Source organism: Humidesulfovibrio mexicanus (assembly GCF_900188225.1).
GTDB lineage: Bacteria > Desulfobacterota > Desulfovibrionia > Desulfovibrionales > Desulfovibrionaceae > Humidesulfovibrio > Humidesulfovibrio mexicanus.
Map to the genome: position 1 here is coordinate 454,229 of NZ_FZOC01000003.1, position 13,997 is coordinate 468,225.

General features: G+C 65.9%; 10 protein-coding genes. All 10 read right to left on the minus strand.

Annotated elements, in window-relative coordinates; all coding sequences use genetic code 11:
* Nucleotides 1-2: 2 nt before the first annotated feature.
* The 10 genes from CHB73_RS08690 to CHB73_RS08735 all read right to left on the minus strand — a co-directional run bounded on the left by CHB73_RS08690 (nt 3) and on the right by CHB73_RS08735 (nt 13,857).
* Nucleotides 3-1,301 (minus strand): nitrogenase component 1, encoded by a 1,299-nt coding sequence (locus CHB73_RS08690; protein ID WP_089274149.1) that lies wholly within the window; start codon nt 1,299-1,301, stop codon nt 3-5.
* Complete coding sequence (locus CHB73_RS08695; RefSeq protein WP_089274151.1) at nt 1,270-2,097, minus strand: nucleotide-binding protein; 828 nt, start codon at nt 2,095-2,097, stop codon at nt 1,270-1,272. Before CHB73_RS08695 ends, CHB73_RS08690 begins: the two co-directional genes overlap by 32 nt.
* On the minus strand, nt 2,090-3,109 hold the full coding sequence (gene hydE, locus CHB73_RS08700; RefSeq protein WP_089274152.1) for a [FeFe] hydrogenase H-cluster radical SAM maturase HydE: 1,020 nt from the start codon (nt 3,107-3,109) through the stop codon (nt 2,090-2,092). The genes CHB73_RS08695 and hydE overlap by 8 nt, the downstream gene beginning before the upstream one ends.
* A gap of 54 nt (nt 3,110-3,163) precedes the next feature.
* Nucleotides 3,164-4,807, minus strand: a complete 1,644-nt coding sequence (locus tag CHB73_RS08705) for a nickel-dependent hydrogenase large subunit (RefSeq protein ID WP_089274153.1) — start codon at nt 4,805-4,807, stop codon at nt 3,164-3,166.
* 62 nt (nt 4,808-4,869) lie between these two features.
* Nucleotides 4,870-6,129, minus strand: coding sequence for a [FeFe] hydrogenase H-cluster maturation GTPase HydF (gene hydF / locus CHB73_RS08710; RefSeq protein ID WP_089274154.1), 1,260 nt, complete (start codon nt 6,127-6,129; stop codon nt 4,870-4,872).
* Nucleotides 6,130-6,238: 109 nt separating this feature from the next.
* Nucleotides 6,239-7,678, minus strand: a complete 1,440-nt coding sequence (locus CHB73_RS08715) for an aspartate ammonia-lyase (RefSeq protein ID WP_089274155.1) — start codon at nt 7,676-7,678, stop codon at nt 6,239-6,241.
* A gap of 635 nt (nt 7,679-8,313) precedes the next feature.
* Nucleotides 8,314-8,988, minus strand: a complete 675-nt coding sequence (locus tag CHB73_RS08720) for a hypothetical protein (protein ID WP_089274156.1) — start codon at nt 8,986-8,988, stop codon at nt 8,314-8,316.
* A 62-nt stretch (nt 8,989-9,050) separates the two neighbouring features.
* Nucleotides 9,051-10,316 carry a quinone-interacting membrane-bound oxidoreductase complex subunit QmoC gene (qmoC, locus tag CHB73_RS08725; protein ID WP_089274157.1) on the minus strand — a complete coding sequence of 422 codons (1,266 nt, stop codon included), beginning with the start codon at nt 10,314-10,316 and terminating at the stop codon, nt 9,051-9,053.
* Between the two features lie 13 nt (nt 10,317-10,329).
* A complete protein-coding gene (locus CHB73_RS08730; RefSeq protein WP_089274158.1) occupies nt 10,330-12,606 on the minus strand; it encodes a hydrogenase iron-sulfur subunit in 2,277 nt (758 codons plus the stop codon).
* A gap of 3 nt (nt 12,607-12,609) precedes the next feature.
* Entirely contained in the window at nt 12,610-13,857 is a 1,248-nt protein-coding gene (locus CHB73_RS08735; protein WP_089274159.1) for a CoB--CoM heterodisulfide reductase iron-sulfur subunit A family protein, read from the minus strand.
* Nucleotides 13,858-13,997 lie beyond the last annotated feature (140 nt).

The window sequence follows — 13,997 nt, forward strand, 5'->3', positions numbered from 1 at the left end:
TCCTAGATCAGGAAGTTGTGCGTGTAGATCCAGTCAGCGTTGCTGACGGGATTTTCAAGGGCTTCGCGGGTTTGCTCCAGCATCCACAAGGTGTTTTCGTAGCCGTGCTTCTGCTCCTGATAGCGCGACAGCGGCACGTTGGCCGCTCTAGCGCAGAAGATGCCCGCGTCCACGCCGTAGGCCACGTCGATGTGATCGAAGGGGGCGGTCTCGCCGCACATGCTGGGATGGGAGACGTTGCAGGCCCGGATGTGCGGTGCGGTCTCGCGCAGGCGCTCGATGATCCGCCATTCATAGGGGGTGAAGGTGCCGCGCGCGAAGACCGTGTCCACGTTCAGGCCAAAATCCACCAGCGCCGAGGCCAGCTCCCAGGGGCTGCCGTTGATGCTGCAGCCCACGGCCAGGGTCTTGTCCTTGAGCCTCGCGACCAGCGGCGCGGCGGCCGTTTTCGCGGCCGTTGCAAAGGCTTCGGTGTCAAGCTTGCGCCCCACTGCGGCGGCGATTTTTTCGTATTGTCCAGCAATGGCGTCAAGGCCGTATGCCGTTGGCACGAAGGCCGAGGGTATGCCCAGGCCTTTTTCCATGCGCCCGGCAAGCCCGTTGGCCAGCGGGTGCAGCACCAGCGAGGACGCGGCGCCCGCCATGAGCGCGAACTGCTCCAGGTCGGCGCAGAGCGGAATTTGATGGATGCGCCTGATTCCCGCGCCCCTGAGCGCCTGGTACAGCTCGCCGGAATCCGACAGGGGCATGAATGTGCCCAGGATGTTCACGGCCTCCGGGTCCGGTTGGCTCGACTCGCGCTTGAGGAAGTCGTAGAACGAGGTGTAGGCCGAGGTGAAGGGCGACTCCTTGAGCCCGATGGTGATGGGGGCCATGGCGCCGAGGATGATGCGCCGCCCGGTGTCCTTCTCCAGCCGCTCGATGACGCCGGTGAAGTCCGTGCCCAGAATGTAGTCCGGACAGCCCACAATGAGGAAGATGACCTTTTCCGGCCGCCGGGACGCGATGTCGCGGATGCCTTTTTCCACCTTCTCCAAGTGCCTGCCCATGGTCATGTCGATTTCGGGCGTGCAGAGCATGTAGAAGCGGTCGGTAAACCCGCGCGCGTGCGCCATGAACGCCGAATGCCGCAAACAGGCCGACGGCCCGGCCATGATGCACAGGGACTGCGGCAGCAGCAGGCAGGTCTCGATGACGCCCCAGCCCGCGAGGTTGGGGCCAACGCCTTCCAGTCGCGCGAAGGGGAAGTCCTCCTTGCGCTTCAGGTTTTCAATTTTGATGCTGGCACTGTCCACACGCATGGCGCTTCTCCTGCTTGGTGTCGCTGATTGGGGCCGCGCCGCGCTCCTGGGCGAAGGCGGCCACGGTCCGGGCCAGGTCGAAGAAACAGGCCGAGGTGGGCAGGCCGGGATCGCCTTCGACTATGGTTTTCCCCTGCTCCTCGAAGGTGTGGATGGCCCGGTCGCGGGGGATGACGCCGATGATGGTCGTCTCCATCTCCTTGGCGAAGTCCTGCACACGCTCCACCTCGTCGGGCATGTCGCGCCGGTTGAGGATGAGCCCGCCCAGCTCCGCGTAGTGGCGGTCGGCGAAGTTGCGCAGGGCCAGGATGATGTTCCTGGCCGCGAGCAGGGCCATTTTTTCGCCGGAGGTGACGATGAACACCTTGTCGGCGAAGCCTTCGCGCATGGGCACGGCGATGCCGCCGCAGACGATATCCGCCAGGATGTCGTAGAACACGATGTCCGGCGCATACTTGGCGTAGGCGTCCATCTCGTCCAGCAGCTCAAAGGCCGTGAGCATACCCCGGCCAAAGCAGCCGATGCCCGGCGTGGGCCCGCCGACCTCCATGCAGGTGGTTCCGCCAAAACCCTTGCGGACAACGGCGTCCAGGTCGTCCGGCCTGCCGTTTTCCTGAAGATACTGCAATATTGGCGGCGGCATCTGTCCGCCCAGCAGGTTGATGGTGGAGTCGCTCTTGGGGTCGCACCCGATCTGCATGACCTTGTGGCCATGCACGGCGAGGGCCGCCGAGATGCCGGAGGTCACGGTGGATTTGCCGATGCCGCCTTTTCCGTAAATCGCGATCTTAATCAAAACGTCCTCCCCGCATCTTGAGTGAGTCCCCTTTTCCCGCTGCAACGTTCCGTCCGGCGCGCCGCAACACCTGCCTGGCCTCGTCTACGGAAACGTAGCGTTTCCTCGTAGTTATCTGAAATTCGTATTCAACCTTGTCTGTCTTGCTTTTCAGGAACGGATTGCAATTGGGCATGATGACGTTGGCCCCGCCCTGCGTGAAGGCGCGGTACTGGCCGTCCTCGGGCATCAGGGTGGCCACGGTGTTTGCCGCGGCCAAGTGCGTGTTTTGGGTCACAATCCGCGCCAGGGCGAAGACCCGGAGCATGAGTTCCACGTCCGCGGGCGGGTGGTCGCGCAGGGGCGTGTCCGCATGGGGGATGAACGGGCCGATGTTGACCATGTCGGGCTGGAAGGACTGGAAGAACTCGATGTCCAGCGCGAGGTCCTCCAGGGTCTGGCCGGGCAGGCCGACAATGTTGCCTACGCCCACCTGGTAGCCCAGCTTTCGCAGCAAGTTGATGCAGCGTAGCCTGTCCGCCAGTTTCAAACCGGGCCGCATGACGGCATACAGTTCCGGGTTCATGGTCTCGTGCTTCATCAAGTACCGGCTGGCCCCGGCCTCCTTGAAGGCGCGCATGTCGGCCTCGGGCCGTTCGCCCAGGCTTAGGGTGATGGCGACATCGGCCTTGTCGAGAATGCGTCGAATGATGGAGCAGAGCATGTCCCGCGTGTAGTGGTAGTCCTCGCCGCTTTGCAGCACCACGGTGCCAAGGCCCGCCTCGGCAATGGAAAGCGCAGTCTGCACGATCTGGTCCTCGCTCATGCGGAAGCGCTTGGCCTTGTCGTTCTGTTTGCACAGGCCGCAGTACAGATCCTGGCGGCAACAATAGTTGGAAAAATGGACAACGCCGCGCAACTGCGCCGTGTCGCCGCAGTGTTCCTGGCGCACACGGTCGGCCTCGCGGAACAGGGTGTCCTGGTGTTGCGCGCCACGCAGGGCGGCAAGGATTTCTGCTCTCTCCATGGGCATGTCGTCTCCGGGGCTATGGCGCTGCGGCACAGGCGGCACGCCGCAACGGTTTGTTCATTTGGCTCGCACCGTCACGGTCTTTCCCGCATCGTCGTCTTCAAGCCGGATCACACAGGCGTTGCAGGGGTCGAAGGCGTGCACGGCCCGCAGGATCTCCAACGGATGCGCGCTGTCCGCCACGGGTGTGGCGGCCAATGCCCGCTCCAGCGGGCTTGGGGTCCCATCGGCGCTGCGCGGCGAAAAGTTCCACAATGACGGAATAAGGTAGTCGTGCTCGACGATGCGGCCATTTTCCAGGCGCACGCGGTGGGCCAGCGCGCCCCTGCCGATTTCCGCCAGGCCCACGCCCTCGCCGGAGTGCGGCAGGCTCCAGGGCGTCTGAACCGGGGCCTTGCCGCCGCCGAGCAGCGCATCCAGGGAATCCAGCCACCCAAGGGCCGCCTTGGCGACGCTGGCGGCCTCCAGCGCCCTGGCGAGCATTCTGCCAACGGTGGAGTCCAAGGATTGCGGGGACAGCCCGGCCTGGCGCAAGGCACGGTCCATCTCGTCGCGTACGGCCCTGCCGCCTTTGGCGTACGCGACGAGCATCCTGGACAACGGTCCGGCCTCGCAAGCCCGGCCCGCGTACCTGGGAACAGCGAACCAGTGGAAACCGTCGTTGGTCCAGCGGTATTCCGGCTCACCAGAGCCGAAGCGCAATCGGTACCGGCTGGCGTCGGCGTCGGCCCAGGCGGGTTCCTGTTCCACGCGCACCTGGTTCCATTGCGCCGCTTGGGCAGACAGCCCTTGGTCCAGGGCGACCACGCCGCCAGGCAGAAGCGCCTCGCCCCGTTCCCCGGCGGGAAAATCGCCCCAGGACAGGAATGCGCCGCTTCGACCGAGGTCGGCCTCGTGGCGGTACAGCCGGGCCACGAGCACCGCATCCGGCAGAAAGACGTTTCGGATGAATTCCGCGCTTTGGCGCAACAGCGCCGCGCAGCCGTTGCGCGCCTCCGGCGAGAGGTCCGGGCCGTCCGCCGCCTTGGACAGGCCGCCGATCTGATAGGCCGGGTGCCCCGGCCCGGTACATCGCAGCAGCTTCCGGGCCTCGGCCAGCTTGGCGCGTATGTCCAGCGCGGCCTGGCTGTGGCTGAACACCAGCAGGTGGTGTTCCGGGCCGCCCGCATAGGCCGGATGGTCCCAATGCTCGACCGCGAAGAATGCGCCGCCCTCGCCCTGGGCCAAGGCGGTCAAGCGTTGGAGCGCCTCGCTGGAGAAGGCGGCCCGCCCCTGGTCCGGGCGCGGGCAGGAGCACTCCGCCAGCTTCGCCGTTTTTCCGGCGTCGGCGCGCAGGGCGCGGCCCAGGTTCAGCCAGTCGGAGAGGGAGAAGTGGTAGAAGTGTGTCAGATGGTCGGAGAGCAGTTGCAGGCCTTGCGCCAGATTGCGCACCAGCCGCGCGGCTTCCGGGATTTGAACGTCGGCGAGGTTTTCCACCGCGCGCGCCGCGGCCAGGGCGTGCCCGTCGTTGCAGATGCAGGCGGGACGCTTGGCGAAGCGCGGCGCTTCCCCCTCGGTGGTCGCCCCGAGCAGAAAGTCCATGTTGTGGACCATCTTGCCCGTGCTCCAGGTTTTGGCCACACGCCCGCCAGCAAGGCGCGCGCTGATGACGAAGGTGTTCTCCGCGCAGATGATGTCGGGTGGCCGTTGGGGGGTGGTCATGGCGTGCGCTGCTCCTTGATCTTTCGGCCGTCCGGGGACGCGCCGTTGTCCATCGCCTGTGTTCAGCACCCTGGCGCGGCCTTGCCCATGGCCTGGGCGCGCGCCTCGCAGTAGGCGGCCCGCGCCGCCGGGAACGGGTCCAGCACGCGCGGCAGCACGCCCTGCACATAGGAGATGGCCAGTCCGTAATTGGTCATGGGCACGCCCTGGCTTTGCGCCCGGTAGATCCGGGTGAGCATCTGCCTGCGATTGGCCACGCAGGCTGCGCAATGGACGACGAGTGCGTACGGCGTGAGATCCTCGGGGAAATCCTTGCCCGCCTGATTGGTGATCTGGAGATCCCCGCCGGCGTATTGCCGCAGCCAGCGGGGAATCTTGACCCGGCCGATGTCGTCGGCCAGGGGGTGGTGCGTGCAGGCCTCGGCGATGAGCACCTTGTCGCCGGGCCGCAGGGCCTCAATGGCGGCGACGCCCCGCGCCAGACTGACCAGATCGCCCTTGAAACGGGCCATGAGGATGGAAAACGTGGTGAGGAGGACGTCGGGCGGCGTGTCTCCCGCTGTTTTGAGCACCACCTGGGAGTCGCAGATCACGATCCTCGGCTTGCGGTTCAGCCGGGCCAGGGCGTCGCGCAGTTCACGCTCCTTGACGACCATGCAGGAGGCGTCGCTGTCCAGTATGTCGCGGATGCTTTGGACCTGGGGCAGGATGAGCCGCCCCTTGGGAGCGCCCAAATCGATAGGCACCACCAGCACGGCCAGTTCCCCGGCGGGCAGCAGGTCGCCCAAAAGCCGGGGCTCCGCGAACCAGTCCTCCGGCGTCAGTTCGGCCAGGACTTCCTTGATGCGCCCCAGTCCCCGGCCAAGGGCGGCCGAGGCGGACACGGTTCTGATTCCGGCATTCTCAAGGGCCGCCAGAGCGTCCGGCGGCGGGGCGGAGAGGTCATCCTTGTTGAAAACCACGGCAAAAGGGATCTTGCGTTCGCCCATGAGCGCCGCCAGTCCCGCTTCGTATTCGCCCCAGGCCTCCGGCCCCGCCACAAGCAGGGCGATGTCGGTGCGGTCCAGAACCTTGAGCGCGCGCTCCTTGCGCTGTTCGCCCAATGCGCCTTCGTCGTCGATTCCGGCCGTGTCTATGAACACCACCGGCCCAAGCGGCGCAAGCTCCAGCGTCTTTTCAACCGGGTCCGTGGTGGTGCCCGGCGTCTGGGAGACGATGGCCACCTGCTGTCCGGTCAGCGCGTTCAGCAGCGAGGACTTGCCAACGTTGCGGCGGCCGTAGAGGCCGATATGCAGCCTGAGTCCCTTGGGCGTTTCGTTCATGTCCTGCGCTGTCCTTTGTTCCGCGCGCCCTGCGGCGGCTGTTGTCGGCCTTGTTGCATTGCCCCCTCCCGGTGCGGGAAAGGACCGTCGTTTCCGCATCTTGGATGCGTCAACGGTGTCCCAGGCTGGTCATGCTCTCCACCGAGAGCAGCCGGTCCAGCTCGGGCTGGTCCAGCAGCCCTCGCGACAGAACAACCTCGCGCACGGTGCGGCCGGATTGTTGGGCCTCGGCAGCGACGGCTCCTGCCTCGGCATAGCCCAGGCGCGGCACCAGCGCCGTGACCACGGCCAGGGAGCGCTCCAGGTGCGCGGCGCAGACGTCGCGGTCGGCCTGCAGGCCGCGCACGCAGCGGCGGGCGAAGATGCGGTTGGCCTGGATGAGCAGGCTGAGGCTGGAGAGCAGGTTCTCGGCCAAGAGCGGCAGAAAGGCGTTCAGCTCCAGCTGGCCGGACTGTGCGGAAAGGGTCACGGCCATATCGTTGGCCATGGCCTGGATGGCGGCCTGGGCCACGGCTTCGCAGATCACCGGGTTGACCTTGCCGGGCATGAGGCTGGACCCGGCCTGCACCGCGGGAAGCAACACCTCTCCGAACCCCGCGCGCGGCCCGGACCCAAGCAGGCGCAGGTCCGATGAAATTTTGAACAGGTTCACCGCGTGGGCCTTGAGGATGCCGGAGACCTCCACAAAGACATCGGCGTTCTGGGTGGCGTCCACCAGGTTCTCGGCCCTGGACAGGCCCAGGCCCGTGATCTCGCGCAGGCGTTCCACGACCAGGAATATGTATTCCCTTGGCGCGGTTACCCCTGTTCCAACGGCTGTCCCCCCCAGGTTCACCACGCGCAGGCGCTCCTCGCACTTGAACACACGCCAACGGTCTCGCGAGAGGCATTCGGCCCAGGCGGAACACTCCGCGCCCAGGCTTATGGGCACAGCGTCCTGCAGCTGGGTGCGGCCGACCTTGAGCACATCGCAAAATCGCTTCTCGCAGTCCTGGAACGCCCCCTGGAGCTCGGCGATGGCCTGCTCCAGCTCCCGCAGCAGACCGATCGCCGCAACCTTGACCGCCGTGGGGTACACATCGTTGGTGGACTGGTGCAGGTTGACGTGGCCGAGCGGTTCAATCCGCGCGCAACCGCCTTCGCCGCCGCCCAGGAGTTCCTCGGCGCGGTTGGCCAGCACCTCGTTCAGGTTCATGTTGGTGGAGGTCCCTGCGCCGCCCTGCAGCGCATCGACCACGATTTCCTCGCGCAGGTTCCCGGCGATCAGCTCCTCGCAGGCGCGGGTGATGGCCTGGGCTATCGGGGCGGGCACATGGCCCAACTCGGCGTTGGTGCGGGCGCAGGCCAGTTTGACCTGCGCCAGGGCCACGATGAGTTCGGGCCGGGGCGGACGGCCGGTCAGGGGAAAATTCTCCAGGGCCCGGGCCGTGTGGATGCCCCAATAGGCCGTGGTCGGCACCGTTCTTTCACCGAGCGCATCGCGCTCCAGGCGCGTTTCACGGGAAGGCCCGGCAGCGTCCTCGTCGTTCACGTTCTCACGTGCGATCATGACCGTTCCCGGAAGCAGGCGGGCTGCCATGTGGCGGGCAGGGCGGCTCTGCGGCAATGCCGGATTGCGCCGCGCGGCATACCCGCCCGCTTTCGCGTCCGGTTCGCAAGCGTATCGCCACTCTGTGCGCATGTGTCATGGCCCGTTCCTCATTGCCCCAAAGGCAGTTCTGTTGTGCGTTTCCTGCATACATTTCCTTAATTCATATCCATGTCAATAGCATGAATGAAATTTTAGTAGCACCACGCCCGACTTTGGAGCGGGCTATCGGTCAGAGGGCACGGAAGGCATGGGGGGATCCAGTGCCCAATGCCATCCACGCCGTTCTGGACGCCATGCCAAGAAGCCGCGGGAACAGGCAGGGACAGCGCGTTTCCCTGCGGGTCGTCATGTCGTCTGGAACAGGGCATGTCCGGGGCAGATGTCCTGGGAGGTCTGCGTGACAAGGCGCGTGCTCTTGGCGTTGGTTACGATACCCGCTTGGGCATCGCAGACCTGGGCCAATGGGGAGGGGCGTCAGCGGGGGGGCGTCACGCCTCGTGCGTGGGGACAGGGGCCCTGAACCGCCACATCAAAAAGCCCCCGACCGTGGTGTGCGGCCGGGGGCTTGAAGGGTCTGGGACGGTGGTGTCGGTCTACCAGTTGGCGTCGGCGAAGGGGTTGGAGCCCAGGCCGAAATCGGCTTCGGGCTCGCCGCCCACGCTGGGCGCGCCCGAGGCATCGCCGGAAGCGGCGGCCCCGGCATCGGCGCCAGCGGCTGCGGCGCCGCCGGCGACGCCGGCCACCACAACGCCCTGAGCCTTGACCTTGGCCACTTCTTCCATGAGCTGCTCAAGCTTCTTGATGTGCTCGTCCATTTTGGAGTTGGACACCTGCAGCTTCACGTCGCCCTGTGCGGCCTGTTCCTCAAGGGGCTTCAGCTTGGCCTTGAGGGCCTTGACCTCGTCGCCCTTGGCGGCGGCGTCGGCGGTAAGCTTCTCCACCTGGGCGGAGAGGGTGGCGTTCTGGGCGCGCAGTTCGGCCATCTGGGACAGAATGGCCTGCGCCTGGGCCAGGGCGGCATCGGGCAGGGGCTTGACGGCGACCTTTTCGCCAAGGGCGGCCACGTCGCCAGCAGCGGCCTTGGCCAGCTGGGGCTCCTGCTCGTAGATCCAGGCCTTGGACAGCGCCGCGGCGATGGGGGCGAACTCGGCGTCCACCTCGCCCTGGGTGAGGAAGGACAGCAGTTCAATGGTGGCCGCATCGGCGGCGGACGCGCCCTTCAAGCAGGACACGAAGGTGTTCATGGGGAAAACTTTCGCTTCAGCCATGGGATTTCCTCCTTATGATCGGGAAACCTGTTGTTCGGTTCGTTTCGCTTACCTTGCGCCGTCTAGTTCCGCGCGCCCATGGGCAGGCGGCCGATCTTGCGGGCGTAGGCCAGGGCCACAGTACGGTAGACCACGTGCCCGAGCTTGGACCAGGGCAGGTAAGCCAGCAGCATGAACACGAAGACCAGGTGCAGGTAGTAGGTGGGGTAGGCGAGCATCTTCTGGCCGATGAGGCGGAAGATCTCGGAACCGATGCCGGTGATGGCGATGCCCCAGATGACGGCGATGAGGTACCAGTCGTACCAGTTGCTGACGCTTTTTGAGGCGTCCAGCGCGCTGCGACGGCTGGTGAGCTTGGTGAGGCCGATGACCAGGGCCACGGCGCCCGCGTTGGCCAGAAGCTTCACCGGGCTCCACAGGGGCATGGGGGTGTGTCCGGCCCAGGCGATGAGCCCGGCGAGCCCGCCCTCAAGCCCCAGGATGTGTTGCAGGAACCACGCGCCGAACCAGTGGCCGAAGGCCACGACGCCGGTGACGATCATCAGCGCGATGAAGGCGTAGAAGACAAAGAGGTGGCCTTTGACGCGTTCCTTGTCCTTTTCGTCCTCGCCGCAGTTCACGAAGCGGCTGTGCAGCGCCACCTCGTTCTTGAGGGTGTCGATGAGGCAGGACAGGAAGCTGGGCTCCGGCCCGCGGCCGACAATGTAGGTTTTGGGCGTGGACTTGAAGCTCTTGAGCAGGTTGGAGATGCCGCCCGCGAAGGCGAAGACCATGAACAGGAACACGGCCCCGAAGATGGGGTCGATGGTGTAGTCGCCGGGGAAGAGGCCGCCGTAGATGATGGCGCCCTCGGCCGCGACCTTGAGCTCATGGCCGTCCACCACGAAGAGCGGGAAGGCCGTGCCCAGCTTTCCGGCCATGATGGACCAGATGGCCAGGTAGATGAGGGCCGGAATGGCGAAGAGGATGGGCAGGTACTTGCTGGAGCTCATCCACGTGCCGATGATGCTGGGTTTGGCCAGGTTGCGGTAGGCCATGTTGCGCAGGGCGGCCAGCAGGTCGCCCGGCTTGGCTCCGCGCGGGCACAGGTCGGAACAGGTGCCGCAGTTGTGGCACAGCCAAATGTCGATGTCGTTTAACAGGCGGTCCTTCAAGCCCCACTGCGCCCAGACCATCTCCTTGCGGGGATAGGGGTCGTCGGCCGGGGAAAGGGGGCACGCCACGGAGCAGGTGGCGCACTGGTAGCACTTCTTGAGCGACTCGCCGCCCACCTGCTGCAGTTCCTGAATGAATTTCAGGTCCGGTTGAACCCTGACGGTGTTCGACATGGTTCCAAACCTCCTAGTAGCCCTTGAACGGGTTGGGCCCGAACTTGGTGATGACTTCGGTCATGAAGCGCTCGATGATCCCCGGCACCTTGTCGTATTCGTCGATGGAGATCTCGTACTGCTCCACGCGCTCGGACTCCACGCCCAGGCGGCCCAGCGACTCGGCGATGTTGACCTTGCGGCGGCTGCACAGCTCGGAGCCTTTGACGAAGTGGCACTGGTAGTCCGGACCGTACTTGCAGCCCAGCATGATCACGCCGTCGATGCCCTTGCTCATGGCGTCGGCGATCCAGATGGCGTTGACCGAGCCCAGGCAACGCACGGGGATGAACCGCACGAACGGGCTCCAGCTCTTGCCGCGGAAGGCCGCCATGTCGAGGGCGGGGTAGGCGTCGTTCTCGCAGGCCAGCACAATGACGCGCGGGCCGCCCGCCACCATGTCGTCCGGAACGTAGACTTCCTTGATGGTGGAGCCGATCTGGTCGATGTTGTAGTTGTCGAAGCTGATGACGCGCTCGGGGCAGGCGCCCATGCAGGTGCCGCAGCGGCGGCAGCGCGTCGGATTCGGCTTCGGCGTTCCCTTTTCGTCGTCGTCCAGCGCGCCGAAGGGGCATTCCTCGGTGCAGCGCTTGCACTGGGTGCAGCGCTGGAAGTTGAATACCGGGAAGCTCATGTCGCCGCTTCTGGGGTGCACGGCCATGCCGCGGTTGGCGGAGCCGATGCACTGCACGGCCTTGAGCACGGCTCCGGCCGCGTCCTCGCGGGCGGTGGCCATGGTCATGGGCTGGCGCACGCAGCCGGCCGCGTACACGCCGGTGCGGCGGGTCTCGTAGGGGAAGCAGATATAGTTCGAGTCCGCGAAGCCGTCGAACAGATCCAGATCCGGGAAGCCGGGGCCCTGCCGGTACTGGAAGTTCATGGTCGCCTCGTGCGCGGTGACGGGCACCACGGCGGTGGGCAGCACCACAAGGTCGGCCTTGAGCTCGATGTCCGCGCCCAGGAGCGTGTCCTTGGCCCGGACGAGCACGCCGCCGTCGGAGTCGGCGCTGACGCCGGTGATGCTGGCCTTGGAGAGCATCACCCCGGCCTCGTCCTGCGCGGCCTTGTAGTAGCGCTCGTTGATGCCGGGCACCATCATGTGGTCGTAGAGCACGTAGGCCATGGCCTGCGGCAGCTTCTCGCGCACGTAGCGGGCGTGCTTCAGGGCCACCAGGCTGGTGAGCTCGGAGCTGTAGGCCAGGTGCTTGGCGCTCTCCTTGGAGGGGTACGCCGGGGCTTCGGCCTCGCCTTCGGCGGGGGCGGCCTCGGCCGGAGCGGCTTCGCCCTCGGCGCAGGGCTCCTCGGCTGGAGCGGCGGCGGTGCACAGGGACACATCGGTCAGGATGGCGACCGAGGCCGGGGCCTTGCCGTCGCTGGGGCGCTTGATCTCGCCCGCCTTGACCATGGCCTCGAACTCCGCGGCGGTGACCACATTCTTGATCGAGCCGTAGCCCATGGGGGCCAGGTAGTTCTTGTCGCCCGCCACCCAGCCGGTGGCCAGCACCACGGCGCCGATCTCAAGCTTCTGCTCGCCGCCTGCGTTCAGCGTGGCGGTGTACAGGCCGGGCGCGCCCTCAAGGGAAACGAGCTCGGCGTTCAGCAGAACCTTGATCTTGGGGCTGGCGGTCACGGCGTCGATGAGCGCGCCGATGCCGGTGTCCTCGGTCTGGGTGTACGGCGCGGAGAGCGGGAAGGACTTGTACATGGTCGCGGCCTTGCCGCCGAGCACGCCGGCCTTCTCCACCAGGACCACCTCGCGGCCGAGCTTGGCGGCCTCGATGGCGGCGGTGAGGCCGGTGAAGCCGCCGCCAAGCACCATGATGGTCTGGAAGGTCTCGGGGACCTCGGGCGCGGGGATGCGGCTCTTGGAGAGCTTCATCATGCCCATGCGCACGTAGTCCTTGGCGATGAGCGGGAGCTGGTTCGGGACCTTGGGGTCTTCCTGGTAGCTCCACACGCAGTGCTCGCGCAGGTTCACGCGCTCCACCTGCACGGCCGGGCCGAAGTTGAAGATGTCCCATTTGACGCGCGGCGAACAGGCGCAGAGCACCACGCCGTCCAGCCCGTTGGCGGCGATGTCGGCCTCGATCTCGGCCTTGCCCTCGGGGCTGCAGAGCACGCCGCTCTTCTTCACCACGGGGCAGATGTTGGCCAGCTTGCCTTTCTTCGCGTAGTCCACCAGCTCGTCCACGTTGAGGGACGTGCCGATGTCGCAGCCTTCACAGATATACACTCCAAGCTTTTCAGCCATGAGTTACCTCCCCACCATGGTTTGAATGGCTTTCATGGCGGCGCCGGTCCCGGTCTGGGCGGTCTTCATCACGTCCAGGGGCAGCTTGGCGCACCCGGCGGCGATAATCCCCTTGTCTTCCCCGCCGGTGATGAAGCCGTCTTCGTCAACAGGGACCTGAACGGGAAGCTTGGTCCCGGCACAGCTGGGCTGCATTCCGGTGGCCAGCACCACGAGGTCGTACTTCTCCTCGCTTTTGATGCCGGTGACCGCGTCCTCCACGGTGACGATGGGGTTCAGCCCTTCGTCCTCCACGATCTTGGCCACCTTGCCCTTGACCAGCGACAGCTTGTCGTCGGCCTCCACCTTCTGCTTGAAGTTGTCATAGCGGCCCGGGGTGCGCAGGTCGATGTAGTAGATGGTGACGCGCGCGTCCGGGTTCTTCTCGCGGATGTAGGTGACGTGCTTGAGGGAGGCCATGCAGCAGATGTAGGAGCAGTAGTTCAGGTGGTTTTCGTCGCGGGAGCCGGCGCACTGCACAAAGGCGATGCGCTTGGGCTCGCGGCCGTCGCCGGGGCGCAGGATCTTGCCCGACGTGGGGCCGTTGGGAGCGGCCAGGCGCTCGAACTGCATGTTCGACACCACGTTCTTGAGCTTGCCGCCGCCCAGATTGGTGAGCTTCTCCATGTCGTAGGGCTTCCAGCCGGTGGCCCAGACGATGGCGCCCACCTGCAGGTCCAGGGTCTTCTCGGCGTCGGCTGGCTCAACCGCGCCGTAGGGGCAGGCGGCCTTGATGGCGTCCATTTCGCCGGGTGCGCAGGCGGCGGCGTCCACCACGTAGCGCTGCGGGAAGGCGAACAGGTGCGTGCGGTAGGCGGTCTTGCGCTCGCAGATGCCGAAGTCGAACTCGCTCTTGACGGTGGTGGTTGCGGCCTTCTCGCACTCGCCGCACATGGTGCAGTTGGTGTTCACATAGCGCGGGCGGATCTTGATCTTCACGTCAAAGGCGCCGGGGCCGCCTGCAACGCTGACCACATCGGCCATGGTGAAGAACTTCACCCTGGGGTTGTTCTTGATGCGCTGGAACTGGATCTCCAGGCCGCAGGAGGGCGGGCAGAGCTTTGGGAAATATTGGTTGAGCTGCGCCACCCGTCCGCCGAGATATGGATTCGTCTCGACGATGTAGACCTCGTGGCCGACTTCCGCGGCCTCGAGGGCGGCGGTGATCCCGGCGAATCCGCCGCCGACGACGAGAATACTGTTGTTCGACATTCGCTGTCCTCCCTCTGTTGTGTGCCAGGCCGACTGTATTCGCCGTTCTGGGCCGATGGGCTCATCTGCCTCGGCGTGGGATTTCCCCGTGCCCGCTTGGGGCAAGCCCCGTGAGCGCCCCTTCCGCGGGCCCGCGCATG

What these genes read in the sequence shown, in the direction of transcription:
- CHB73_RS08705 (WP_089274153.1), bottom strand. Translation starts at nt 4,807, where the DNA reads ATGACCACCCCCCAACGGCCACCCGACATCATCTGCGCGGAGAACACC.
- CHB73_RS08715 (WP_089274155.1), bottom strand. Translation starts at nt 7,678, where the DNA reads ATGATCGCACGTGAGAACGTGAACGACGAGGACGCTGCCGGGCCTTCC.
- qmoC (WP_089274157.1), bottom strand. Translation starts at nt 10,316, where the DNA reads ATGTCGAACACCGTCAGGGTTCAACCGGACCTGAAATTCATTCAGGAA.
- hydE (WP_089274152.1), bottom strand. Translation starts at nt 3,109, where the DNA reads ATGCCCATGGAGAGAGCAGAAATCCTTGCCGCCCTGCGTGGCGCGCAA.
- CHB73_RS08720 (WP_089274156.1), bottom strand. Translation starts at nt 8,988, where the DNA reads ATGGCTGAAGCGAAAGTTTTCCCCATGAACACCTTCGTGTCCTGCTTG.
- CHB73_RS08735 (WP_089274159.1), bottom strand. Translation starts at nt 13,857, where the DNA reads ATGTCGAACAACAGTATTCTCGTCGTCGGCGGCGGATTCGCCGGGATC.
- CHB73_RS08690 (WP_089274149.1), bottom strand. Translation starts at nt 1,301, where the DNA reads ATGCGTGTGGACAGTGCCAGCATCAAAATTGAAAACCTGAAGCGCAAG.
- hydF (WP_089274154.1), bottom strand. Translation starts at nt 6,129, where the DNA reads ATGAACGAAACGCCCAAGGGACTCAGGCTGCATATCGGCCTCTACGGC.
- CHB73_RS08730 (WP_089274158.1), bottom strand. Translation starts at nt 12,606, where the DNA reads ATGGCTGAAAAGCTTGGAGTGTATATCTGTGAAGGCTGCGACATCGGC.